The sequence below is a fragment of the Vibrio harveyi NBRC 15634 = ATCC 14126 = KCTC 12724 genome, from assembly GCF_001591145.1.
GTDB classification, from domain to species: domain Bacteria; phylum Pseudomonadota; class Gammaproteobacteria; order Enterobacterales; family Vibrionaceae; genus Vibrio; species Vibrio harveyi.
Genome location: NZ_BCUF01000044.1, coordinates 24,370 through 50,278, shown reverse-complemented (window position 1 = coordinate 50,278; position 25,909 = coordinate 24,370). Strand labels below are relative to the sequence as shown.

The 25,909-nt window shown below is 45.1% G+C and carries 22 protein-coding genes; 19 read left to right on the top strand and 3 right to left on the bottom strand.

Translation table 11 applies throughout. From position 1 onward, the window contains the following. Nucleotides 1-18: 18 nt before the first annotated feature. A complete protein-coding gene (locus VHA02S_RS19655; protein WP_005451305.1) occupies nt 19-885 on the bottom strand; it encodes a LysR family transcriptional regulator in 867 nt (288 codons plus the stop codon). Nucleotides 886-992: 107 nt separating this feature from the next. On the opposite strand from VHA02S_RS19655, the gene VHA02S_RS19650 reads away from it, so the two are divergent. From VHA02S_RS19650 to ansB, 3 genes are all read left to right on the top strand, one after another. After that, entirely contained in the window at nt 993-2,249 is a 1,257-nt protein-coding gene (locus VHA02S_RS19650) for an adenylosuccinate synthase (protein WP_038898782.1), read from the top strand. A 670-nt stretch (nt 2,250-2,919) separates the two neighbouring features. Next, nucleotides 2,920-4,407 (top strand): EAL domain-containing protein, encoded by a 1,488-nt coding sequence (locus VHA02S_RS19645; RefSeq protein ID WP_038898783.1) that lies wholly within the window; start codon nt 2,920-2,922, stop codon nt 4,405-4,407. 338 nt (nt 4,408-4,745) lie between these two features. Further along, entirely contained in the window at nt 4,746-5,810 is a 1,065-nt protein-coding gene (gene ansB / locus VHA02S_RS19640; RefSeq protein WP_029790131.1) for an L-asparaginase 2, read from the top strand. A gap of 76 nt (nt 5,811-5,886) precedes the next feature. Here ansB and ppsR read toward each other — a convergent pair whose 3' ends face one another. Next, complete coding sequence (ppsR, locus tag VHA02S_RS19635) at nt 5,887-6,723, bottom strand: posphoenolpyruvate synthetase regulatory kinase/phosphorylase PpsR (RefSeq protein WP_005451298.1); 837 nt, start codon at nt 6,721-6,723, stop codon at nt 5,887-5,889. Between the two features lie 348 nt (nt 6,724-7,071). On the opposite strand from ppsR, the gene ppsA reads away from it, so the two are divergent. The 5 genes from ppsA to VHA02S_RS19610 all read left to right on the top strand — a co-directional run bounded on the left by ppsA (nt 7,072) and on the right by VHA02S_RS19610 (nt 13,137). After that, entirely contained in the window at nt 7,072-9,441 is a 2,370-nt protein-coding gene (ppsA, locus tag VHA02S_RS19630; RefSeq protein WP_038898784.1) for a phosphoenolpyruvate synthase, read from the top strand. 185 nt (nt 9,442-9,626) lie between these two features. After that, nucleotides 9,627-10,406: a lipid-binding SYLF domain-containing protein gene (locus tag VHA02S_RS19625; RefSeq protein WP_005451293.1), complete on the top strand. Its 780-nt coding sequence runs from the start codon at nt 9,627-9,629 to the stop codon at nt 10,404-10,406. 117 nt (nt 10,407-10,523) lie between these two features. Beyond that, on the top strand, nt 10,524-11,345 hold the full coding sequence (locus tag VHA02S_RS19620; RefSeq protein WP_017819381.1) for a LuxR family transcriptional regulator: 822 nt from the start codon (nt 10,524-10,526) through the stop codon (nt 11,343-11,345). A gap of 81 nt (nt 11,346-11,426) precedes the next feature. Further along, complete coding sequence (gene tyrS, locus VHA02S_RS19615) at nt 11,427-12,683, top strand: tyrosine--tRNA ligase (RefSeq protein WP_017819382.1); 1,257 nt, start codon at nt 11,427-11,429, stop codon at nt 12,681-12,683. 157 nt (nt 12,684-12,840) lie between these two features. After that, nucleotides 12,841-13,137, top strand: coding sequence for a Dabb family protein (locus VHA02S_RS19610; RefSeq protein ID WP_080640376.1), 297 nt, complete (start codon nt 12,841-12,843; stop codon nt 13,135-13,137). On the opposite strand, the gene VHA02S_RS19605 is transcribed toward VHA02S_RS19610, so the two are convergent. Next, nucleotides 13,134-13,493 carry a DUF6559 family protein gene (locus VHA02S_RS19605; RefSeq protein ID WP_038898785.1) on the bottom strand — a complete coding sequence of 120 codons (360 nt, stop codon included), beginning with the start codon at nt 13,491-13,493 and terminating at the stop codon, nt 13,134-13,136. The genes VHA02S_RS19610 and VHA02S_RS19605 overlap by 4 nt on opposite strands. A gap of 129 nt (nt 13,494-13,622) precedes the next feature. Here VHA02S_RS19605 and VHA02S_RS19600 point away from each other — a divergent pair, with 129 nt between their 5' ends. From VHA02S_RS19600 to VHA02S_RS19555, 11 genes are all read left to right on the top strand, one after another. Next, nucleotides 13,623-14,504 carry a LysR family transcriptional regulator gene (locus VHA02S_RS19600; RefSeq protein WP_005451283.1) on the top strand — a complete coding sequence of 294 codons (882 nt, stop codon included), beginning with the start codon at nt 13,623-13,625 and terminating at the stop codon, nt 14,502-14,504. Nucleotides 14,505-14,606: 102 nt separating this feature from the next. Next, on the top strand, nt 14,607-15,689 hold the full coding sequence (locus VHA02S_RS19595; protein ID WP_029790137.1) for an efflux RND transporter periplasmic adaptor subunit: 1,083 nt from the start codon (nt 14,607-14,609) through the stop codon (nt 15,687-15,689). A 9-nt stretch (nt 15,690-15,698) separates the two neighbouring features. After that, nucleotides 15,699-18,755, top strand: coding sequence for an efflux RND transporter permease subunit (locus VHA02S_RS19590; protein ID WP_038898786.1), 3,057 nt, complete (start codon nt 15,699-15,701; stop codon nt 18,753-18,755). Nucleotides 18,756-18,757: 2 nt separating this feature from the next. Next, nucleotides 18,758-20,251 carry an efflux transporter outer membrane subunit gene (locus VHA02S_RS19585; protein ID WP_038898787.1) on the top strand — a complete coding sequence of 498 codons (1,494 nt, stop codon included), beginning with the start codon at nt 18,758-18,760 and terminating at the stop codon, nt 20,249-20,251. 153 nt (nt 20,252-20,404) lie between these two features. Continuing rightward, nucleotides 20,405-20,560: a DUF5993 family protein gene (locus VHA02S_RS26215; protein ID WP_005451278.1), complete on the top strand. Its 156-nt coding sequence runs from the start codon at nt 20,405-20,407 to the stop codon at nt 20,558-20,560. A gap of 11 nt (nt 20,561-20,571) precedes the next feature. Continuing rightward, nucleotides 20,572-21,111, top strand: a complete 540-nt coding sequence (locus VHA02S_RS19580; RefSeq protein WP_009697204.1) for a disulfide bond formation protein B — start codon at nt 20,572-20,574, stop codon at nt 21,109-21,111. Nucleotides 21,112-21,330: 219 nt separating this feature from the next. Beyond that, the gene (gene gltS, locus VHA02S_RS19575; RefSeq protein ID WP_005451274.1) at nt 21,331-22,557 is read left to right on the top strand and encodes a sodium/glutamate symporter; all 1,227 of its coding nucleotides are present in this window, start codon (nt 21,331-21,333) and stop codon (nt 22,555-22,557) included. Between the two features lie 147 nt (nt 22,558-22,704). After that, on the top strand, nt 22,705-22,959 hold the full coding sequence (locus tag VHA02S_RS19570; RefSeq protein ID WP_026000163.1) for a hypothetical protein: 255 nt from the start codon (nt 22,705-22,707) through the stop codon (nt 22,957-22,959). Between the two features lie 372 nt (nt 22,960-23,331). After that, nucleotides 23,332-24,348: a GGDEF domain-containing protein gene (locus VHA02S_RS19565; protein ID WP_009697206.1), complete on the top strand. Its 1,017-nt coding sequence runs from the start codon at nt 23,332-23,334 to the stop codon at nt 24,346-24,348. A 64-nt stretch (nt 24,349-24,412) separates the two neighbouring features. Then, on the top strand, nt 24,413-25,228 hold the full coding sequence (locus VHA02S_RS19560) for a helix-turn-helix domain-containing protein (protein WP_005451271.1): 816 nt from the start codon (nt 24,413-24,415) through the stop codon (nt 25,226-25,228). After that, complete coding sequence (locus tag VHA02S_RS19555) at nt 25,228-25,881, top strand: LuxR C-terminal-related transcriptional regulator (RefSeq protein ID WP_009700994.1); 654 nt, start codon at nt 25,228-25,230, stop codon at nt 25,879-25,881. The genes VHA02S_RS19560 and VHA02S_RS19555 overlap by 1 nt, the downstream gene beginning before the upstream one ends. The last annotated feature ends 28 nt before the right edge of the window (nt 25,882-25,909 follow it).

Below are 25,909 nucleotides of genomic sequence, written 5' to 3'. Positions count from 1 at the left end.
ATTAACAGACCCTAGGTATTACCCCACCACAGACACATTATCAGCCACCCATTTAAGAAGCTGTTTTGCGGCTTTGGACAGCACTTGGTTTTGGCGCACTATGTAGCCAAAATCTGTGTTGGGGAAACTAGGTAATGGCGTGACTTCTCGCGAGAGTTTCAACCTTGGGTCGAGGGAGAAGTCAGGTACAATCGCAGTTCCAAATCCGGCTTCAGCCCAATCTATTTGAGCTTCAACACTGCCAACTTCCATGACCCTATGCCTAGGAAGATTTAGCTCTGGTAGAGACGCGTCAATCAACTCGCGCGTTCGGGTGTCGTGACCGAGCAAGATCAATGTTTGGTTCTCTTCACTGTTTTCTCGCCAATCAAAGATGTTATCGCCGAAAGCACACCAATGAATTTGAGTAAGTGACGTAAAGTGCAATGGTTGGCTCTCTTTCTGCGCAATAACAAAGCCGATGTCTGCACGAGCACTTTTTACCAAATCTACCGCTTGTGATGATGTAGTGTTGAACAGCGCCAAATCAATTCCAGGATATTCACTTTTAAACTGTTGAAAAGGCTTGATAAGTAATAGGCGCGAGACAATATCACTCGCTGCAATCGAGAGCGTTCCTTGCGTTAAGTCATTGATGGCATTGAGGTCGGATTGGCAGATTTGCAGCTCATTCAGCATGTGTTCGGCAGTGTCTAACAAACGCTTTCCGGCTTGGGTCAATTGCACAGGGTTGCGTTCAATCAACTTAGTGCGAGTGGCTTGTTCTAGCTGTTTGATATGAAGACTCACATTTGGCTGCGTCATGTGCAGTTCAATCGCTGTTTTTCCGAAATGTTTCACTTCTGCCAAGGTGACAAACGTGCGTAACCAGTTCAAATCCAACATAGAAAATTACCCGATATGAGTTTCTTATCAAGTTAATGAGTATAATTAATTTCTCTTATTCATGCGAGCATCCTAAGATTTTCCGGTCTGTTTTTGGAGAATGAATTATGTCGTCTATCGTTGTTGTGGGTGCAAACTGGGGTGATGAAGGCAAAGGCCGCATCGTTGACTTTTTGGCAGAGCAAGCTTCTGCAAGCATTCGTTTCCAAGGTGGTAACAACGCGGGTCATACCGTAGTTAACGACCTAGGTACGTTTAAGCTACACCAGCTACCAAGTGGCGTTTTCAACCCTGACTGTTTAGCAGTATTAGGTCCGGGTATGGTAATCAGCCCAGCGTCGCTGTCTCAGGAGATTGCGGAAGTTGAAGAAACGGGCGTTAAAGTGAACATGTGCATCTCTGATCGCGCAACACTGTGTCTACCTCTACACGCACTAGAAGATACGCTAGAAGAACAACGCTTAGGCGACAAAGCATACGGTTCAACTCGTCAAGGTATTGCACCTGCATACGGCGACCGTGTGATGAAAAAAGGCATCCTAGTTGGTTGGTTGAAGCAGCCAGAAGTCCTAGTAGAGCGCATCAAATTCTGGATGGAGTGGAAACTTCCTCAACTACGTGCGCTTTACCCAACGTTCGAGTTTGAACAAACCGCTGAAGAGATGGCGAGCTGGTTGTTAGAAGTAACTGCACCTTGGCGTGACGCTATCTGCAACGTAACGCTACCGTTAAAAGAACTGCAAGCGAAAGACCAAACTCTACTGTTCGAAGCGCAGCTAGGTGCAGGTCGTGACCTTGTTTACGGTGAGTACCCATGGACAACATCTTCAAACGTTGTGTCTATGTATGCAGGTATCGGTAGTGGTCTTCCTGCTCTTCGTCCAGAGCGTGTTATTGCGGTAGCAAAAGCGTTCAGCTCATCGGTAGGTACCGGCACACTAATTACTGCAATGGAAGAGCAAGATGCATTCCGTGAACTAGCGGGTGAGTTCGGTGCAACAACAGGTCGTCCACGTGACATGGGTTACTTTGATGCAGTAGCAACGAAGAACGGTGTTGAGCTTCAAGCAGCGACTGAAATCGCACTGACAAAAGTGGACTGTCTGACTGGTCTTAAAGATCTAAAAATCTGTGTTGGTTACGAAGGCGAGCACAGCGAAAACCCAATTTGGCCTCAAACGGCTGCACTAGCACCAATCTACGAGAAGATGGAAAGCTGGAGCGAAGACATTACTGGTTGTCGTAAATTCGAAGAGCTACCAGTCGCGGCACAAAAATACGTTCTACGTATTGAAGAGCTGATGGGTGTACCTGTGAAGATGGTATCGGTTGGTCCTGGTCGTGAACAAATGATTATGCGCTAAGACGTGAATTAACACGTCTATTGGCAAGCGGCTTTTATCTTTTCCGGGGTAAAGCCGCTTTTTTTTAGTTCTAGCCCGTCATTGTGCGCTTCCAGCACAGTATGCTGTCATTCAGTCATCATCGACAAACTATACGCCCACACAAAGTTACAAATAAAGCTCAAAAGAGAAATAAAAGCTCAGCAAAAAACACCAAAAACACTCGTATTCATGACTATCTCATCATCAAAAACCTGCATTTTCATCGTTCATAAATCCAGTATTTAATCTCAAAAACTTCACTCCCAGAAATAAATAAAATCACATCAAAATCACCCTAAGATAATGCAAAAAAATCGTCTTTATCTCAGCCAATTTCTACTCGAACAGGCACGACCAGTTGCCTAAATAGCAACTAAAATTGAATAAACTCGCTTTATGGTCGCCTTATATTTAGATAAGGAAACCCATACTTTTTATTTTAAAATAGTAGTTTATAGATAATTTATAAGATCTAACTCACACTTTGAAATGTTCAATTCCTAAAAATGAGACACTTGTTATAGTTTTACGCAATTACTTGCTGGTAGCACCGATAACTGTGAACAATAAATTCTTTAAAAATCCGTCCAAGAGTTGGAGTGACAACATTGCATTAATAGTTGTTGGTGTACTCTCTTTTAGCATCACTATGCTGGCTTTTATCCCTTTTGCACACCAATATCATAAAAAGCTCACAGAAGAAGCTATCTTGACGATTGAGTCTGAATTTCACGATAACGTGGAGCAGTTAACACACCTGTTAGACGATAACTTTTTTCTTAAGTCGTGCGACGAGCTTATCCATGATCTCAGGACAAGCATTTTTGGTCTGGGCATGGCAAAAGACATTGCCACCTTCGATCAAAACGGAAAAGTGTTGTGCACGAGTAGCGAACGCCACCCGTCTTTCAGTATCTATTCGTCAATATTGACGCGTCTTGGTGACAGTGATGTGCATGCAACATTGGCTTTTACTAAGCGAGCGCTCACCAACAACCAAGCTCTGATTCTCTTTTTCACCAAACAACAAGGACGAGGAATCAGTGTTGTTTTCCCGAAAGAGGTTTTGGAAGTTCTCGTTAGCGATATATTTCGTTTTGGTGATATGGATTACCGAATCGACATCACAGACAAAACCGCTATAGATTCTATTGCACTCAACCCACTTAGAATGGAACAAGCCAGTTCCGAGATTTTGCCTTTTACCGTCTACTCTGCAATCAGCTATCCATTCTATTTTCAGTTCTTAGGTAGCAAGCTTTGGATTGGGTTATTGGGAATGGCATGTGCGTTGATTGTTCACCTATTTTTCTCTTCCAAGAAGTTCGCCAAAAATAGCTTAGAATTCTCTCTTGCTCTTGCCATTAAAGGGCGTAACTTAACCGTTCATTATCAACCCATTGTCGATCAACGTGATGGCAGCGTTATTGGTGGAGAGTCACTTGTTCGCTGGAACGATCCAGTACAAGGGTTTATTTCACCAAGTATCTTTATCCCTCTGGCAGAAAAGGTGGGGTTGATCGATCAGATCACTTACCTTGTGCTAGATAAAGTGATCAGCATGATAAGCAGTAACAAGCTTGCGTTCCATGACCGCTACATTAGCGTCAACGTGAGCCGCTCATTGATCCTCAGAGAAGACTTTATTCAAGAGGTTGAATCGCGTCTTAAATATCATTATTTCATTAGTGAGCGTTTGGTGTTTGAAATCACCGAAGAAGCCATCTTCAGCGCGAGTGAACTGGCTGTACTTCGAAAGCACTTGGACCGATTAACCGCACTTGGTATCCGAATTGCGGTGGATGATTTTGGTACCGGATATTCGGGTTTAGATTTTATCGGTCAATATTCATTCGATATCATCAAAATCGACCGCGTATTCGTTAACAACCTTGGTAATGGCCAGACGATCCAACCTTTGTTGGAAGCAATCCTCACCCTGACAAGAAACCTAAGCATGTCAGTGATTGTCGAAGGAGTAGAAGAGCGAGCGCAATTGCAAGTCTTGCACGATCTCGGTTTTTACAACATTCAAGGGTTCTACTTTTCAAAACCACTACCTAAACCTCTCTTTCTCGATTATTTAGAAGTAAAGCCAACCGTCGCTTTTCAAAAATTCGCACCTGCCGTCAGTTAAGCAGCGATCATCAACCAGCAGTTGAACAAGCAGATTGGAGCTCGTATGGCTAACCAAAGGTAACTCAAGTGAACTGTCACTCCGAGTTCTCTCGCAGGGTCTTTACTTACAAATCAATTAATTACAATTAATCAAATGTTGTCCAGATTACCGGAACATCTCACTTGTTAATGAAGCACGCCAATTAGGTTAAACACTTGATTTAATGTTCTTTAAGTGATTAGTTGATCACGATTTTCATCTGTAAATTGGTGAAGTTGTACTCAAAAAATCTACTGTTCTGTTTTTAGGATAGATAACGTTTCCCCCAACATCTAACCCAAAAACAGGTGATTCCTATGACCAAAAAGTTTCTCCGCCTCAGTTCGATCACGCTTGGTTTGTGCATGAGCTCATTTGCTTTTGCCAATGCCGATTTACCAAACATCAAAATTCTGGCGACTGGCGGCACTATCGCTGGCGCAGGTCAATCTGCGACAGAATCAAATTACACCGCAGGTAAAGTCGGTGTTGATTCGTTGATCGCCGCCGTACCCAGTATGACGAAGATCGCCGACATTTCTGGCGAGCAAGTGGTCAGCATCGGCTCTCAAGATATGAATGACGAGGTCTGGCTTAAGTTGGCTAAACGAGTGAATGAGTTACTCGCCCAAGATGACGTGGATGGCATTGTGATTACTCATGGCACTGATACATTAGAAGAGACAGCCTACTTCCTCGATTTAACGGTAAAAAGCGATAAACCAGTGGTTATCGTTGGTGCAATGCGCCCTTCTACGGCAATGAGTGCTGACGGTCCGGTTAATCTCTACAATGCGGTTGTCACAGCAACAGACGAAGATTCTCAAGGTCGTGGTGTACTGGTTGCGATGAATGACACCATCTTTGATGCGCGTGACGTAACAAAAACTAACACAACATCAGTCAGCACTTTCCAATCTCCTAACTTTGGTCCGCTAGGTTATATCCACAACAGTGATGCGAAATATCAAAGAAGCCCGGAACGTAAACACACTACTGAAACAACCTTCGATGTTTCCAAGCTCGATAAGTTGCCACAAGTCGGAATCGTTTATAACTATGCAAATGCGTCGAGCTTACCTGTTAAAGCATTCGTCGATGCGAAGTTTGATGGCATCGTCAGCGCAGGTGTCGGCAATGGTAACTTGTACCACACGGTATTTGATGAGTTAGAAAAAGCAAGCAAAGACGGCATTCTGGTTGTTCGTAGTTCTCGTACGCCTACCGGCTCTACCACTTTAGATGCAGAGGTTGATGATGATAAGTACGGTTTCGTGGCATCAGGTACACTGAATCCACAAAAAGCACGTATTTTGCTGATGCTATCACTGACACAAACCAAAAATTACCAAGATATTCAGAAGATGTTTCAGCATTACTAGGGTCTATTGACCTTTTGAGGTTAAATTTAAGAGGAGGCACAGGTGCCTCCTCTTTTTTTGATTTATTACCGGAAACTTAGCCGAACAAGCGGCGCTTCATCCCTGCTCTTTCAAGAATCCGCGTAGTGATCTCTTCTACAGACAAAGAAGACGTATTGATATATGGAATTGCTTCTCTTCTAAACAACGCTTCTACCGTATCTAGTTCCAGTTTGCATTGTTCCGTACTCGCGTATTCGCTGCCTGATAAGCGGTTCTCGCGAATCTCATTCAAACGTTCTGGATTGATGGTTAAGCCAAACAGTTTGTGTCGATGAATTTCGAACTCCGGCAACAAACGCATCATCTTGACGTCTTCAGCGATAAACGGGTAGTTCACCACACGTAAACCAAACTGCATCGCCATGTAAAGACTGGTTGGGGTTTTGCCACTGCGTGAGACGCCAAGCAGAATAATGTCAGCCTCCTCCAAGCCTTTGAGCGTAATACCATCATCATGAGCAAGTGTGTACTCAATCGCCGCGATACGGTCAAAGTAAGTATCGGAATCTTTGCTCACGCTTCTTGAACGCTGCATCTTAGGCTGAGGAGCCATCTGAATGTCGTCTTGTACCTTTTGCACAATGCTTTCTAGCACGTCATAGCTGTAAGCGGGAGCTTTGAGCAACACTTCACGAATTTCTGGCACAACAATCGAAAAGAAAACCAGCGGTTTCACGCCATCACGTTGGTAGGAAATCTCGATTTCTTTGATGACATCGGCAACTTTGTCTTCACTTTCAACAAAAGGAAAGGTTTTTTCATTAGGAATAAAGGGAAACTGACCCAGAACAACATGTCCTAATGTCTCACATGTTATGGCCGTTCCGTCAGAAACATAGAATACATCACGACTTTGGTTATTTATTTGCATTTTAGTTTAATTTTTCAAATTCATTTGAGTAGGATGGTTTACATAATATTAATAAATGAGTTTGGCTTGCAATTACGTTCCCCACAGCTTTGAAAATTCTTCGGAGTTTTTTTCAGCAAATACGTAATCGTTTGCCTTTCATATCAACCAAGAAAAGTGTTGATACATGTTTGCGTCGGAAAATTCGTTTAAGCCCTAGTTGGGAAGTTGTAGTTAACGCCCCTTATCTACAATGGCTGCTATCAGCTCGAAACTGCGTCTTCAATGACATTGACCTGCAAGGATGCATAACCACTGTTCGAGGTTGGTATTAATCCCTACAAAGCTGCAATGTTTCTGGAGAAAGACATGCAAAAGAACACCCTCTGGTTCAATGGACTATCCATGGATGATGTCGACAAAGTCGGCGGTAAAAATGCTTCACTTGGCGAGATGGTTTCTAACCTAGCCAATGTTGGTGTATCGGTACCAAACGGTTTTGCGACAACCTCGTATGCGTTTAACCAATTCCTTGACCACGAAGGTTTGGATGAGCGTATTCACCAACTACTTGATGAACTGGACGTTGAGGATGTAGAAGCCCTCCGCAAGACAGGTGCCACCATTCGTCAATGGGTATTAGAAGCCCCGTTCCCAGCGGATCTTGAACAAGACATCCGCGATAACTACAAAGAACTGACAGATAATCACCCTGAGATTTCTGTTGCTGTTCGCTCTTCTGCAACTGCAGAGGATCTGCCGGACGCGTCATTTGCTGGTCAGCAGGAGACGTTCCTAAACGTAAAAGGCATTGATGCAGTCTTAGAAGCGACTAAGCACGTTTACGCTTCTCTGTTCAATGACCGTGCAATTTCATACCGCGTACACCAAGGCTTTAACCACCGAGGCATCTCGCTATCGGCAGGCATTCAACGCATGGTGCGCTCGGACAAAGCCTCTTCTGGCGTTATGTTTACCCTAGATACAGAATCTGGCTTCGATCAGGTCGTATTCATCACCTCTTCTTGGGGCTTGGGTGAAATGGTAGTTCAGGGTGCAGTTAACCCTGATGAATTCTACGTTCACAAGCCAATGCTAGAAGCGGGTCAATACCCTATCGTTAAGAAGACGTTTGGCTCTAAGCAGATCAAGATGATCTACTCAAATAGCCAAGAGATCGGTAAGCAAGTTGAGATCATCGATACCTCTGTAGAAGAGCGCAATGCCTTCTCTCTGAACGATGAAGAGATCAAAGAGCTGGCAAAACAGGCGATGATCATCGAGAAGCACTACCAGCGTCCTATGGATATTGAGTGGGCAAAAGATGGTATCGACGGCAAACTTTACATCGTTCAAGCACGCCCTGAAACCGTATGTTCTCAAAGCGAGCAAAACGTAATTGAACGTTACGAGCTGAGCAACAAAGCAGACGTTTTGGTTGAAGGTCGTGCAATTGGTCAACGTATCGGTAAAGGTCCAGTACGTTTGGTTGACTCCCTAGACCAAATGTCATTGGTCCAAGACGGTGATGTACTGGTTACAGACATGACTGACCCAGATTGGGAACCAGTGATGAAGAAAGCCTCTGCGATTGTTACAAACCGTGGCGGTCGTACTTGTCACGCGGCCATCATCGCACGTGAACTTGGTATTCCGGCTATCGTTGGTTGTGGTGACGCCACCAGCAAACTGACTGACGGTGAGACCGTAACAGTATCTTGTGCTGAAGGCGAAACGGGTTACGTTTACCAAGGCGAGTTGGACTTCGAAGTGAAACGTTCTGCGGTTGATGAGCTTCCACTGCTACCAACCAAAGTCATGATGAATGTGGGTAACCCAGACCGTGCATTCGACTTCGCTCAGATTCCAAACGAAGGTGTCGGTCTTGCGCGTCTTGAATTCATCATCAATAAGATGATTGGTATTCACCCGAAAGCGCTGCTGAACTTCGACGCGCAAAGCGATGAGCTAAAAGCCGAAATCACTGAACGTATCCGTGGTTACAAAGATCCAATCGACTTCTACGTTAGTAAGCTAACAGAAGGCATTGCGACCATCGCGTCAGCATTCTGGCCAAAGCGCGTCATCGTACGTATGTCTGACTTCAAATCCAACGAGTACAGCAACTTGGTTGGCGGTAAAGGTTACGAACCACATGAAGAAAACCCTATGCTGGGCTTCCGTGGTGCATCTCGCTACATTTCTCCAGTGTTTGAAGACTGCTTTGAGCTAGAAACTCAGGCAATCAAGCGCGTTCGTAACGAGATGGGTCTGAAAAACGTTGAAATCATGATCCCGTTCGTTCGTACACCGAGCGAAGCGGCATCGGTTATCGACTTACTTGCTAAGTTCGACCTACGCCGTGGCGACCAAGGTCTAAAAGTCATCATGATGTGTGAACTGCCATCAAATGCGGTACTTGCTGACGAATTTTTGAAGTACTTCGATGGCTTCTCTATCGGTTCAAACGACATGACTCAGCTTACACTTGGTCTTGACCGTGACTCTGGCGATGTTGCACACCTATTCGATGAGCGTAACCCAGCGGTGAAAGCCATGCTACAAATGGCGATCGATGCGGCCACTAAAGCAGGCAAATACGTTGGTATCTGTGGTCAAGGTCCATCAGACCACGATGACCTTGCAGAATGGTTAATGGAACAAGGCATCAGCTCTGTGTCATTGAACCCAGATACGGTTATCGATACCTGGTTGAAGCTAGGTAAAGTGAGCAAATAAGCCACTCTACTCTGTCGATAATATAGCCCTCAAGCTCCTGAGTTTGAGGGCTTTTTACTGTGTCTTAATTATGTCAAACCTACGTGAGTTCGTGACAGCAATCCCAACCCAATAAGCTGATCAATTCTCCCTGTTAAAATTTTCACCTAGAATAAAAGGATATGATTTCATAAAAGAACGGACCTATGAAAAAGCCTCTTGCTCTCATCACCGCATTAACGCTTCTTGCTTCTCCCGCTTATGCAGACTGGGATGACATTTCCAACAGCCTTTCAGACCTAGGAGATGCCGTCTCTGACACCGCTAAAGAAACTTGGGACAGCACCAAAGCCTTCTCCAAACAAGCTTGGGAGGACTTCACCAATTGGTCAGAAGATGCGATTAACACCGCTGGCGAGTGGACCGACGCAAGCATTGAAACCAGTAAAGGTTGGATCGATGAAGCGGACAAGAAGATCACCGAACTGATGGAAGGCGATACACCTCAAGAAGCACGCCAAGCGATTGATCTTATGGCGGATAGCACACTTCTCAAACTGTTCAATGAAGAGCCTAAAGCCAAAGCACTGTACGACAAGGCATACGGCTACGCGGTTTTTGATTCACGCAAACTATCGCTGATGTTCCATACCAACTCTGGCTCTGGGGTTGCGGTCAACAAGTCCACAGATCAACGTACTTATATGAATATGTTTGGTGCGGGCGTCGCTCTTGGCGTTGGTGGTAAGTTCTACCAACAGGTCGTACTGTTTGAAAAAGAAAAAGACTTTAACACCTTTGTCGAAGAAGGTTGGGAAGCATCAAGCGAAGCTTCTTTAGTCGCTGGTGAGGACGGCGAAGAAATGACAGCGCAATTCAACAGCGGCGTAGCAGTATATCAGCTAAACACCACAGGGTTATTAGTTGATGCAAACGTTTCTGGCTCAAAATACTGGGTGAATAAAGAGCTAACCGATTCCCAGTAATCTCTTAGTGACAATGATTTATTGAGGGGGAGCACAACGCTCCCCTTTCTGATCACTTTGGGATATCAGCCTATTGCGTTATGCTTACCCCAACCTTTATCGAACTCCCGAATCACCATGCCCAGCGACGCATTCAACACTCAGCTTGCAGAAACAATATCTGCCCTTAACTCACCAAGCTTTACGCCTAAACTCATGCGCGTGATAGCTTCACTACTGAGTTTTGATTGCGCAGTGATCCTCGGCTACCGCGAAGGCAAACACCCTATCTATCTGTATGATTCGATTGAAAATGAACGCGAGCTACTGTTCCAGCGTTATCTCACGACTTCTTTTCAAAATGACCCGTTTTATCAAAAACTTAACGCTAACAAAGAACAAGGTATCTTTACGCTCAAAGACGTGGTGAGAAAAGATGTCGCGCGCAACGATCTCGATTATCAAGCCTACTGCGAGCAGTTCTACCATCAAACTGGCTGGAAAGATGAACTCAGCATGTTGGTCGAAATCGAACCGACACGTTGGGTGATGTTCTACTTCGGTTTTATGCAGGACGATAAGCGCTTCACCAAGCCTCAAGTAGCCAAGCTCAAATCTTACTTTGCCATTATTCAGTCTTTGTGCCGACAGCACTGGAAACAAACCGAGTTTACACTCGCCGAGCCAGTTTTCAGTCCTACCACCTACTCGGGACAAATGCGTACTGCAATTGAATCCGCTCTGGCATCTTTTGGCGAAACTGTCCTCACTAATCGAGAACAAGAAATTGCCGCATTAATCGCGCAAGGCTATGACAGCAAAGAGATTGCAGCGCAGCTAGATGTCGTAGAAGGCACAGTCAAGAATCACCGTAAACGCATCTACGCACAACTGAATGTGGCGTCTTTAAGCGAGTTCTTTCAGTTGTTTCTCAACCACCTGATCACTCAATCAAGATAACAAACTGTCCCTTTAGGGATATATCTCGATTCCGCATCGCCTTTTAATCTGAATACAACCGAACCAGATAAAGATAAGACGATGACACTGATTGAAGATTTACAAGCTCGCGGTTTGATTGCCCAAGCGAGCGATTTAGACCAAGTTCAACAACTGCTTTCTGAGCCACAAACCTTGTACTGCGGCTTCGATCCAACCGCAGGTAGCTTACACATCGGTCACCTTGTTCCACTTATTATGCTCAAACGCTTTCAAGATGCAGGACACCAAGCCATCGCCCTGATTGGTGGGGCAACGGGTATGATCGGCGATCCAAGTTTTAAAGCTACAGAGCGCAGCTTAAACTCAGAAGAAACCGTAACAGGCTGGGTAAAAGATCTGTCGAACCAAATTCAACAATTGATGAATAACCAAGTCAGCAAGCCAATGATCATGGTAAACAACGCAGATTGGGTGAAGCAAATTAACGTGATCGACTTCTTCCGCGATGTGGGTAAACACTTCTCCGTGAATACCATGATCAGCCGAGAGTCGGTTAAGCAACGCTTACAACGCCCAGACCAAGGGATTTCATTCACCGAGTTCAGTTACGCACTGCTGCAATCTTACGACTTTGCAGAATTAAACCGTCAGTACGGCTGTCGCTTACAAATCGGTGGTAACGACCAGTGGGGCAACATTGTTAGCGGCATTGACCTTACTCGCCGTCAAAATGGTGAACAAGTATTTGGCTTAACCTTACCTTTGATCACCAAATCCGATGGCACTAAATTTGGTAAAACCGAAGGAGGTGCAGTGTGGCTGGATCCAAGTAAAACCTCGCCTTACGCCTTCTACCAATTCTGGTTATCCGCGGAAGATGCCGATGTTTACCACTTCCTACGCTACTACACCTTCTTGAGTTGCGATGAGATTGCAGCAATTGAAACACAAGACAAAGAGAGTAAAGGCAAACCGCAAGCACAGCGTATCTTAGCGGAACAAATGACAAGCTTTGTTCATGGCGAAAAAGGATTAGCAAGTGCAGAGCGAATCACTCAAGCGCTATTTAGCGGTGATGTCCAGCAATTGAGCTTGAGCGAGCTAAAACAGTTGGAACTCGATGGCTTACCGAGCATGCAAAGTGCTGAGCAAGACTTGGTTGAGCTTCTGGTTGAATCCGGTCTAGCCAGCTCAAAACGCGTTGCTCGTGAGCTAATTGGCAACAACGCCATCAGTGTGAACGGCGAAAAAATCGATACAGAAAAACCAAGCTTGAACTTCCCACTGTTCGACCAGTACTGGTTGCTTCAACGCGGTAAAAAGCACTTCTGCTTGGTGAAGCGTCTCGAAGGTTAATCGCTCACACTAACTACCGATAATCTAGCTAACTTAACTAAAGCACGAGCCACTGTGCTCGTGTTTTAGTTTTCCTATTTTGTGAAGCTAAGAGCTAACTTGAGCGCAGATGCCCGCTATAGTGTTGTTCTTCAAAAACAACAACATGACCAAAACCATGATCAGACACATTCTACTCATCAAATTTAAAGCTTCTGCCACCAGCGAAAAAATTCAGCAATTACGAGAGCTATTCGAAACCATGCCAACGAAAGTAGAAGGCGTAACCGACGTTGAGTGGGGCTTAAACAACAGCCCAGAAGGAAAGAACAAAGACTACACGCACGCCGTGATGATGACATTTTCTGATGAAGCAGGTCGTCAGAATTATCTGCCTCACCCTGAGCACGACGCCTTGAAAGAAGTATTTAGACCTCTGCTTGAAGACATCATCGTATTCGATTACGAGATTTAGTATCGGCTATTCATTCCAAATCGGTGGGACATATCATCATCCATACGTCCTCCCTTCCAGCCGCCAGAGCCCAATAAATTCACCACATCTTGCGCGTTGTAGTCACCACCTTCGAAAAAATCATTGGCGACATCAGTGCGTAGAGACTGAATTTCAGCAGCTTCTTCTGAGTTAAGCGCTTCAGGGTTAGCATAAAGCGCCAAAGCAATGTGTTGTTGGCGCTTGCTTAACTCAGTTGTACTGCTCTGAACTTGACCAATAGAAAAGTAGTCACGACTACCATAGCCCTTTATTAGCCTTGCAGACAGTAATTTAATGACCTTTTTGATTCGACGGCGTTGGATAACTCTCAGCACATTAATTCCCTATTTCTATTTGATGACAAGTGACGGTTATCAAAAGTCGCGTTATGTTTTGTGCATAACCTTGTGATGCTTTAGAGTGTCACGGTTTAATACAGTGTTCAATAAGCATGGAGCGCCAGAGTGAAAATTGACGATCTCAAACTGTTCATTAAGGTGGTGGATTTAGGTAGCTTTACCGCCGCAGCCAATGCGCTGGACTTACCACGTGCGAATGTAAGCCGGCGAATTGGAGAGTTAGAACAATCTCTTGGAGCACAGCTATTCCATCGAACAACACGCAGTTTATCGCTCACCAACAACGGCGAGGCGTATTACGAGAATCTGCAAAAAGCACTCACTATGCTCGACTCTGCAAATGAGCAAGTCAGCAACGATACCAATGAGGTCCGCGGTCGAATCAAGCTCGGTTTATTACCTGAAACCGATGAACTAGTGCGCCCTATTCTGTTCGACTTTCACGATCAATACCCTCATGTTGAGTTAGATATTCGTAATATCAACAACGGCTTCCATGATATGTTCCAACAAGGCTTGGATATTGCGTTTCACGGTGGTGCATTATTCGATTCTGATATTGTGGCACGCAAACTGCTGACGCTCGACCGATGCTTGGTCGCCTCCCCGAGCTACCTACAAACCCACGGAACGCCGGAAACGCTAGAGCAATTAAAAACGCATCAATGCGTGTGCTTCCGTTGGCCAAATGGCGACATTGATAATGTCTGGCATTTTCAAGAACAAAGCGTACAACTCAGTCCCAAGCTTATCTCGAATAACATCGGTTTTATTAAAAACGCCACCATCTTAGATCGCGGCATTACTTTTATGCCCAAACTACTCGTAAAACGTGAATTAGAATCGGGCACTTTGGTCCAGTTATTGTCACAGTATTCGGTAACAGAAGAGTCTGGCTGGCTACTCTACCCTCAACCTAAAACCCTAAGCCAAGCGAGTCGATTACTTATTGAGCATCTAATTAAAGAAATCCCCAAATTGGTTTAGATACATTATTGTCTCATTTTTTGAGACAGTGAGTCTCAGAGTCGAGTAATTATCTGAACAGCGTTCGATTGTATGATGGCACCAAAATTAGGGAGCCATCTTATGAACCGTCTATTCAAAACCACAGCGTTAAGTGCAGCGACACTCGCGCTGCTTGGTTGTAACCAAAACCAAACCACATTCGCCGAACCTGAATCTCCTCGACCAATACAAGTCGTCGAAGTAAAGGACAGCAACTCCGCCTCAAGCAAATCATTTAGCGGCATTGTTCACGCCAAAGAAAGTGCTTCTCTTTCTTTTCGTGTACCAGGCACGGTAGAAAGCGTTTTGGTGAAGAAAGGCGATCATGTCGAGAAAGGGCAAGTCATTGCTACGCTTGACCCACACGATTATCAAGTCTCATTAGAAGAGCTACAAGCTCGTATGCTGGAGGCAAAGTCCGCACATAAACTGGCGAAAGCGGAGCTTAAGCGCGTTAAGCAAGCAACTGACGATAATGCCATTGCTAGCGTTAATTTAGACCGTGCCATCAGCGGTTATGAACGTAGTCTATCCGCTGTCAAAGTGGTAGAAAAAAACATCCAGCGAGCGGAAGACGCACTGACTTACACCACATTACGCGCACCATTTTCTGGCAACATTGGTGAAGTCCGTATTGATGCTTTCGAACAAACCCTGCCTGGCGTGAGCGTGGCTACGATTCAGCAAGATGGGCAATGGGAAGTGGATATCGATGTGCCAGAAAATATGGTTCGACAGTTTAACCTTGGTCAATCTGCAGCACTTTCTTGGTACGGTGCTGAGCAAACCTACAGTGCAAAAGTCGCCGAGATTGCTCCGAAGAAGCATTTAATCAAGCAAACTTATCCTGTCACGCTAGCGATCGATTCTATTTCTAAAAACTTGTTCAATGGTAAAGCGGTTACGGTAACGACTTCGTTCCAGCCGAATCAATCAAGCCACTGCTTCCCATACTCTGCCATTTTGGGCGAAAAGAAGACCCTACACGTCAACGTGGTGCGAGATGCTGTCGTACACAGTGAACCCGTTAACTTGCAATCCATCGATTCTCATCAAGCTTGTGTTTCCGGCGATTTCCAACAAGGTGACTATGTCGTTATCAGCGGAACTCACTATCTCAAACCAGGCGATAACACGCCAAACCTAACCATCAAAACGCTATAGGTTCAAACCATGATCAATTTAGCCGAATTCGCGATAAGACAGCGTACTTTCGTGTTGTTCTTCATCGCCTTAAGTGTGGTGGCGGGTATTTACTCCTACTTCGACCTAGGGAAATTAGAAGACCCAAGCTTTACCGTTAAAACCGCTGTCGTGGTGACCTTGTATCCGGGAGCATCGGCTCAAGAAGTCGAACAGCAAGTGACCGATACTATTGAGACTAAGCTGCAGGAAATGGCAGAACTGAACCGATTACGTTCATTGTCTCGTCCTGGAATGTCGATGGTATTTGTCGATTTGAAAGAGAGTCTCAATTCAAAAGCGTTGCCTCAGCAATGGGACTTACTGCGACGTAAAGTGAACGACGTGAAGCTACAACTGCCTTCTACGGCACAAATCAGCATAGTTCAAGATGAGTTTTCTGAAGTGTACGGCATGCTTTTCTCGATCCACAGTGAAGACGCAGTACCAGAAGAATTACGTCGTTATGCAGAAGAGCTTCAGCGCCAAATTAAGGCAGTAAAAGGCATCAAAAAGATCGAACTTCACGGCGTACAGCCGCGTGTCGTGCACATCGATATGCCTGATGAACGTTTAGCACAATACGGCTTATCTGTTGCGCAAGTGTGGAACCAGCTCAGCACACAAAACATGACCTTTGAAGCGGGGAAATTCGATGCAGGAACCGAGCGTATTCGCATCACGCAAACCAGCGAGTTTCAATCACTAGACGATATTCGCAACTTGGTGATCAAAGGTGGCGTAAGTGAACTAGGCACAGGTCTAATTCGCTTAGGTGACATCGCCGAAGTGAGTATGGGATACCAAACTCCCGCGCTGACAGAAAGTCGATTTAATGGTCAACCTGCCGTGACTTTGGCGGTGAGTCCTGTTGAAGGCATTAACGTTGTGTCACTGGGCGATACCATTCGTGACATTATCCATAACTACGAGCAAACATTGCCGCTCGGCGTCGATATTTCTACCGTCGCTTATCAGCCAGAGGAAGTACAAAAAGCCATTGATGACTTCGTGGGCAACCTACTGGAAAGTGTCGGTATCGTATTCGTGGTGCTGCTGGTCTTCATGGGTTTTAAAAGCGCAACGATTGTTGGCTCAAGCTTGTTGCTAACAATCTTGCTCACGTTGATTTACATGAACATCGCGGGAATTGATTTGCATCGTGTCTCGCTAGGTACCTTCATCCTTGCGCTAGGCATGTTGGTAGATAATGCCATCGTGATCACTGACATGATGATCGTGAAGCTGAGCAAAGGCATTGAGCGCACTCGTGCTGCTATTGATTCAGTCAAGGAAACGGCGGTACCACTACTTGGTGCCACCATCATCGCCATCATGGGTGCAAGCCCAGTATTGTTTTCGAAAACCGACTCGGCTGAATTTGCTGGTTCAGTATTCTACATTGTTGCTTCATCGCTGCTACTGTCTTGGCTGGTAGCCATGACCTTCACCGTATTGATGTGTTGGATGTTCATCAAACCAACACCCGCGGATGAAGATGCCAAACCAAGCCGATACAAGCAATTAGTGTTTTGGACAGTCGACAATCCGATGAAAGCACTGACGGCATTGATTCCGCTGATTTTAGTGACTGCATTTGCCGTGCCCTATGTAGCGGTAAACTTCATCCCACAATCGGATCGCCCTATCGTGTTCCTAGATTACTGGCTACCAAATGGCGCCAAGATTGAGCAAACCTCAGCAGACATGCGCAAAGTCGAACAGTGGCTGCTCAAGCAACCTGAAGTAGAAAGTATTTCTAGCTACATGGGCGCAAGTGCACCTCGATTCTCTGTGACTGTAGAACCCGAACCGTTTGATCCCGCATATGGTCAGATTTTAATTAATACCAAGGATTACGCAGGCATCAGCCAACTTGTTGAACGTGGTGATAAATGGCTGCAGAACACATTCCCGGACGCAGAGCCCCGCTTTAGAGCGCTGAAGCTCGCAACCTCGGACAAATACGCAGTCGAAGCTCGCTTCTCTGGTCCAGATGAAGTAGTACTGCATCAGCTAGCGGATCAAGCAAAAGCCATTTTTGCTACTCATCCTGATGCAAAATACGTTCGTGATGACTGGCGCCAAGAGAGCAAGGTTCTCAAACCCATCATCAATCAAGACAAAATGCGTCAAGCTGGTATCAACCGTGCGGACATCGCCTTTGCTTTGAAACGTGCTTCTGACGGCATGCCTTTGGGACAGATGAATCTCAATGATGAGCTCATTCCAATTCAACTGCGTGGCACTTCTCAAAACATGGCGTCACTGGAAACATTACCTGTACGTTCACTACTGGGCATGCACAGCGTACCTCTTGGTCAGGTGGTTGATGGCTTTGAGTTAGTACCAGAAGAGAGCATGATTTGGCGTCGTAACCGAGTAAAAACCATCACTGCGCAAGCGGGTGTCGCACGTCACTCGACACCTGCGACAGTAAGAAATGCTGTGAAAGATCAGATTGAAGCCATTCACCTTCCTGCGGGCTACAGCTTGGAATGGGGTGGAGAGTTCTACGACGAGCACAAAGCTGTTACGGATATCTTCAAGCAATTACCGAAAGCGATGTTAATTATGGTGATCATTTTGGTCGCGATGTTTAACGGCTTTAAACAACCAATCATCATTTTTGCGACTTTGCCATTGGCCGCAACGGGCGCAACCTTTGCTTTGCTTGGCTTTGATAAACCATTCGGTTTTATGGCATTGATTGGTGCGGTAACGCTGACTGGGATGATCATTAAAAATGGCATTGTATTGATGGATCAAATCGAACTAGAGCGAGCAAATGGACGCGCATTAGTCGATGCCATTAAGGAGGCTACCGTCAACCGAACGATGGCGATTTCTATGGGTGCATTAACAACAGCCCTTGGAATGATTCCGCTGCTGTCAGACCTATTGTTCGACCAAATGGCAGCAACCATTATCGGTGGCTTGGCAGCAGCGACAGTATTGTCATTGTTCATCATGCCGGCACTGTATCGCTTGGCATACAAAGAAAAGCCACAAACAACCCACACTGACGCCAAACTGAAGGAGGCGTAATCATGAAAAAGTTCGTTCTTGCGCCACTTGTATTGGCAATGAGTTTATCCGGTTGCGCTGTTGGTCCCGACTACCAAGCGCCAACCACAAGTATGGCTGAAACCTATCTTCATGCTGAGCAAAGCAACGTCAGCCAGGTTAGCGAAAAAGAAGCCTTTTGGTGGACGGAATTTAATGATCCGACGCTGAACGATTTAGTCCTTGATATGCAAAGCCAAAACATCCCGTTACGAGTGGCAGCAGAGCGCATCAAGATGGCTGAGAACTACAAAACCGTTGTAGAGTCATTCAAAGTACCAACCGTCAATATTGGCGCGGGTTACTTCAACTACCAACTGAGCAAAAATGATTCTCTGCTGGGTCCTGCACTCAATCCGATTGGTGATTCAGCAGCAGGTTTACCGCCACAGATTGGCAACACGACACTATTAGATAATCAACATGATGGCGTTTTTGCTGGTGCAAGCATCGCATGGGAAGTGGACTTATTTGGGCGTCTTGAGCGTCAATCTAATGCGGCAAAGATTCGTGTAGAACAAGCTGAAATCTATCAGAGTGGGCTCACCACATTGCTCACCGCTGATTTGATCCACAACTACTTACAATATCAAGGTGCAACAGAACGTCTCGCGTTGGCAACATCCAACCTAGAGGACCAACAAAAAACCATGGATTTGGTCGAAAAGGTGGTTCGCAGTGGTTACGGTTCCGAGCTCGATTTAGCCCAAGCTAAAGCAACATTGGCAGCAATGGAATCCATCATCCCTCAATTGGAAATCGCACAACAAGTGCACAAGCATCGCATTGCGGTACTACTTGGTGAGCCTTTATCGAAAGTCGAGATACGACTCGCTCAGACACAAACAGTACCTACCATGCAAAATGTGGTACCGATTGGGCTGCCTTCTGACCTGTTGCAGCGTCGACCAGATATCCGCATTGCGGAACGTGAAATGGCTGCCATCAATGAAGAACTCGCAGCCAGTGTGGCCAATCAATATCCGAAGTTCTTCCTAACAGGGGCGCCAGGTGTTTCAGCGTCTAGCTTTGATGACTTATTCAGTAGTGATTCATTTGGCTGGGTAGGCTCAGCAGGTATCAGTTGGAATGTATTTGACGGAGGTCGTGGTGAAGCGTTAGAGAAAATCAACCAAGCTCGTTTTGAATCCGCCACCTTGGCTTACCAACACGCCGTTGATTCCGCATTTACAGAAGTAGACTCGACCCTATTTGCTTACGGAAGAAGCCAAGAGAACCAACGCCGAATTGAAGAAGCGCTGGAGGCAACGGACAACGCGGTCAGCAAAGCGAAATCACTCTATCGCGCAGGTTTAATCGATCACTTATCCGTCCTTGATGCACAGCGACAAAAACGCATGATGCAAGACCGTCAGCTTGCTGCCAAATTGCAAACGGCACAAGTTACCGTCGCACTCTATAAATCATTAGGCGGTGACTGGGCGTTGGAACAACCACCAAAACAAGACGGTAAGTAACGCGTTTTTGTAAAAACGGTTTTGGGGAGAGGATCAGATTCATCTGGGACCTCGAATCTGCCCTCTCCTCTTTTTTTATATAAAGTCGCGCATTGATACGCATTTCCTATAGTTAAAAGGATTGAAATCAGAGAGTAAGGAAGGAACTCCCTCATGATGACACTAATTTTTGTACTATTGTTAATCGCGATGCTCAGTGCATTTTTAGGCAAGAAAGCGATGGGTTATGCCTTCTTTGCTTCCTCCGTGATCATTGGGCTGTATTGGTTCAACCACCATGCAACCGACCCTCTAGCTATTTTGTTGTAGGGGGCGTTGATATGAATCGCAACTATTTGGCTTTACTCAATACCCTCGGATTACTCGGCATGACCGCCGTGTTGTTAATTGGTTTTGTTCTGCAATTTGTACTCAATGAACTGCCTTGCCCATTGTGTCTGTTACAACGCATTGGCTTTGTCATGATCATGTTCGGCTTTCTATTGAATGTGGTTTACGGTCCGCACGCTCGACATTATGGCGTGGTTCTAATTGGCGCACTTTATGGCGTAGCCACATCGCTAAGACAAGTCTCACTGCATGTCATTCCGGGAACGCCTGGTTATGGTAGCCCTATCTTAGGTATGCATTATTACACTTGGGCGTTTGTCTTGTTCGTCGCGACTATATTTGCGGTGGCGGTCATCCTTATGCTCACCAGTAAAGAAGAGTCACCGGAACCTTACCAAATGAGCAACCTTGGTCGAATTGCTTGCCTGTTGGCTATCTCCGTTGTCGCACTTAATGCCATCGGTACATTTGCCGAGTGTGGTCCATACCAATGCCCTGATAACCCAGAAAGCTACTGGCTATTTAATTAGGGGCTTTTTGAGCTGATTCGACGAGGAGTCATGCATAGGTTAACGCAGCCTTGTATCACTCCTCTTTTCTATCTGTCATGGGAATACCATGCTCAGAGTAATCCGACTTGGTTCAAATTCATTAGTATGCAACTGGATGTCATTCAAACATGTCAGTATGTTTAGAGGTAAACGTACCGATTAATTCTCTCATCATGTTTTATTAGAACAGGAGTGGTTATGAACTTTGTCGACGGTGTATTACAAGTCGAATCCTTTCTCGCGGTGACTCTTGGAATCATCGTTTTATTCTTAGGTAGGCGATTAACGCAAGCGAGCACTTTCCTCAAAGAGTTCAGTATTCCAGAACCGGTTTCTGGCGGTATTTTGGTGTCCGTACTGTTTGCGGTGATTCATTACGTTACCCAAATTGATGTCCAATTCGATCTCGCGACTCGTGACCTACTCTTAGTGTATTTCTTTACCACCATCGGCATTAACGCAAGCTTGCAAGATCTGTTTAAAGGGGGAAAGCCTTTATTAATTCTGCTTTCGGTCACCATCGGCTATATGTTGATTCAAAACCTTACTGGTATCGGAATCGCCACCATGCTCGGTCAACCAGAAGCGGTTGGCTTGCTAAGTGGCACAGTCTCATTAATTGGTGGGCATGGCACTGCTATCGCTTGGTCACCAAGAATTGCTGAAATTTTTGACCTAAATACCGCCATGGAAATCGGTATCGCTAGTGCGACATTCGGTTTGATCTTAGCAAGCTTGATGGGAGGACCTATTGCTAAGTACCTGATCAACAAACACAACCTCAAACCCGCGAAAGTTGAAGAGATGGATGTCGGTACCGCGCAAGATGAGCCTCAACCCTCGATCAATGCCTATGACTTTTTAGACGCGATGTTAGCGATTCATGTATGTATTATCTTAGGTGCAATCTTGAATGAAGGCGTCAGCAGTTTAGGGTTAGAGCTGCCATTGTTCGTAACTTGTCTGTTTGCTGGTATTCTGATTTCTAACCTGATTCCTGCTTCTTACCCGCGCCTAACAGGAACGCGCTGGCCGGCTAGAAAACCCGCGGTTGCATTGATCGCAGATATGGCGTTAGGAGCATTTTTGGCGATGTCACTGATGAGTATGCAACTATGGGCTTTGGTGGATTTGGCAGGACCGATTTTCATCATTCTTGGCGCACAGTTTCTTGTCGCTATTTGTATCGCGATTTTTGTCGTTTTCCCTTTGATGGGAAAAAACTACGATGCGGCGGTGGTTTGTTCTGGTTTTGGTGGAATTTCTCTTGGTTCCACTCCAACGGCGATGGCAAATATGTCGGCAGTCGCACAGAAGTACGGTAACTCTCACCAAGCGTTTATCATCGTGCCTTTAGTCTGTGCGTTTTTTATCGACTTAGCCAACGCACTGATCATTCCATACTTCATCAATTGGATTGGATAATTAAAACGCCATCTGGTTAAAAAGAGGACACTTCGGTGTTCTCTTGCTTTATTCAAGCAAATATTGCTACCACTTCCCCCCTCACTAAGTTGTATAATGTTGACCTTGAAATATTTTGTTACGAACTCTGTAACTCTTGAGATGAACATGAACAGCAGCAGATGGGTTGGCCTTTCAATTGGCACCCTCTTTTTAATCGGAACCCTTATTCTTTTTGGTTCGACCGTACACGCCTCTTGGTACAAGATCCCAATGGAAGCCGTGAATGGCATTGCTTTTACCCTGTCATTCGGCTTAGGGCTGAATCACTTGTTTGCCTACATTTCTGCGTTTATTACCCTTGCAGCCTTATTCTATCTTGGTTATGCAATAGGTTACCGTATCCACCAAAAACTCAAGTAGACATCTCAAACTTAAGACTCATTTTCATCACCCCGCATAGTACTTAAGTACTAGTTTTTCCTCAATAATTTACCGGTTAACGCACTTTTTACGCGGACATATTGAGATCGGAGCATTTTCCCGAAAACCGTATAGTTTTATGCAACCCCGCCTCATAGAATAGTTTATAAAAACGGCAGTAGGTATCGAGCAACTATATGAAATGCAGTGTCGCTTGCAGACGAGAAAAACGCCCGAAAAAGCATATGCGCCTCGCATTTCCTTATTTATGCGGGGCTGGTTCTATGTTTCTCTCGTCCTCCATCCACACTCAACCCATACAGAATCCTCTCTCTGACTGCCCATTATTTGCTGTTCCTTTGAGACATAACTATGGACAGAACGCAGTTCACCAAAATTTTTACGCGCTACTATATGCGCTCCACAAGTCTTGGGATTCTTATCACCTTAGTCGCTTGTGCAATCAGAGGGGTTGATTATGTTGTATACCTTCCTTATATATTTTCCGCGATGGTCTGTTTTGCCTACCTTTGGGTGGGCAAATCATTTGCACTCGAGCAAAAGCATCAGTCTGTTGTCATCGCTCTGATCCTCGGCTACACCCTCACTTTTTACCTGTATTACTTCTTAGGCGGGCACTTTCTCTTCTCTTCGTTAGTCACCGTGAATCTCCTTTTAACCCTGATTGAGTTTGGCGTATTTTGGTCGGCACTCACATATGTCTTATCAATGGCAATCTGCTTTAACATTGATTTGATAACCGCAGGTAATTACCTGTTTAAACTACAGGGTTTAAGTGAGTTCTCCATTCGGAGCACGTTTCTTTACTTGTTCAATCTCTTTATTTACCAAGGCTTGCGCTCCATCGAGTGCTATTGGTTTAGCGCCTGGCAAACGCAATATGAACAAGTTGAAAAACTAGAAAGACTGCTCGAGATTGACGAGCTAACAGGGTGTTATTCCCGATTCAAAGGCAATCAGTTGATCGAACAACAGATACAACGAGCTCAACCGTTTACTCTGTTATATATCGACTTAGATGGCTTTAAATCGGTGAATGACGAATTCGGTCATGACGCCGGAGACAAAGTACTACAAATCACCGCCCAGCGTATTTTAAACCTACTCAGTGGTGGTCAGTTCGCAACAAGGATAGGTGGTGATGAGTTTATTGTTTGCCTCCCTGAGCTAGAAAGTACAAAGGACTTAGAACAATTTCAGTCTTCGCTGCACCAAGCGTGTAGCGCACCTATTTTTATCCATTTTCAAAACGTTCACATCGGTTTGAGTGTTGGTATTGCACGTTTCCCTTATGAGGGCAATAGCAGCGATTCCTTAATCCAGCACGCAGACCAAATGATGTATCTCACTAAAAGATCAAGAACATAGATTTGCGACTCATACCGAGTCGTTTCAAGCAATCAAAAATATAATGAGTTCAGGACGTAGATATATGGTTAGCAAGTTAGAATTTTCGCATGCTGTTGCAACAATTCGAAAGGAGAGAGGTTTAACTCAAGGTCAGTTGGCAGACGAGTTAGCACGGAGTTACAGTGCTTTTGAAAGCTTAAATCAACCTACATTAAGTCAATGGGAAAGCGGAAAAGTCACACCGAGTTTATTAAAAAGGCTCGCCTTCTCTCATTATATTGGTGAGCAATATCAATATACCTCAAGCGAGTATAAGCGCGTTAAAGCCTCGCAAAGTAAAAACATTTATTTAAGCTTTAAAGACATTGTTTATGAGTATCAAGTCACCGATGTAAAGAGTTGCTCACTCAATCAAATAAGCGCGTCGGAGTATCAACAAATTGATGCAGTCCACAAGCAGTTAATCACCCCAGGCGGTATGGCAGATACGCTCAATCAATTTGATGAATCTTCAAGTAAGGTACGCCTGTATTACTGTAAAGGCATGTTAGTCGGACACCTTATTTATCAAGAGCTGAGGTCTGAATTTAGGATTCTAAGCTTATGGCATTTGGGGCGCTCTATCCTGAAGTTTTTAGTCACCGATATCATCCAAGTCATGGGGAATGCGGTTGTCCACTTTCCGGTTCATGAACCCGTGGTAAAGCAACTTTTATTCGACATTTTTATACGGGATTTCTATCACCATCGGCGAGTCACGTACTTCAAAGCACCCGCCACTCAAATATTTGAAAACCCAATGGTTAAACACTGCTTCGATGGATTCTTAGATCTTGTTTTGTATCGCTTCCATCAAGTAGGAAATGAATTTATGCAGTCTCGACAGGAGGCCCACTAATGATGAATAACAATCCAACCACCAACACCATCTTATTATTCACTTGCAACAACATTCAAGGAAGAGGCTTACAGACGACAATCGAACAACAGCTTGGTCAACCAGTCCTCTTGGCGAAAGGATCAAGTACTGATCTTCCTGTTTATCGCGATGAACACTATGTTGCTATTGTCGACAGTTCACTGCCAGATCTCTCTGGGGTTAAAGTCGTGCTCAACGAGCTCGATCACGTTGATGCGACCGTTTTGGTTAATGCCGAACCTAATTTGGGCATCGAGAGTCTGCTCTCTTGGTCGAACTTAAAAGGTCTGTTTTACTTCGATGAAGATTTTGACAAAGTGATTCGAGGATTAAAAGGTGTTGTGAATGGTGAAAACTGGCTCTCACGCGACATACTCAATCGTTTAGTGAGCTATCTTGTAAACTTAAATCACTCGGTTTCTGAGCTCGACACGAAACTCGAAATTGAGCTAACTCGACGTGAAATGCAAGTACTTACAGCGCTTTGCCAAGGAGGTTCTAACCTCGATATCGCCGACTCGTTGTTTGTAAGTGAGCACACTGTGAAGTCGCACCTCTACAGTATCTTTCGCAAACTTGAAGTGAAGAATCGAATGCAGGCGATCACTTGGGCAAAACGAAACCTGTTCTAAATCAAGCCATTCTCAGGCTGAGAAATCA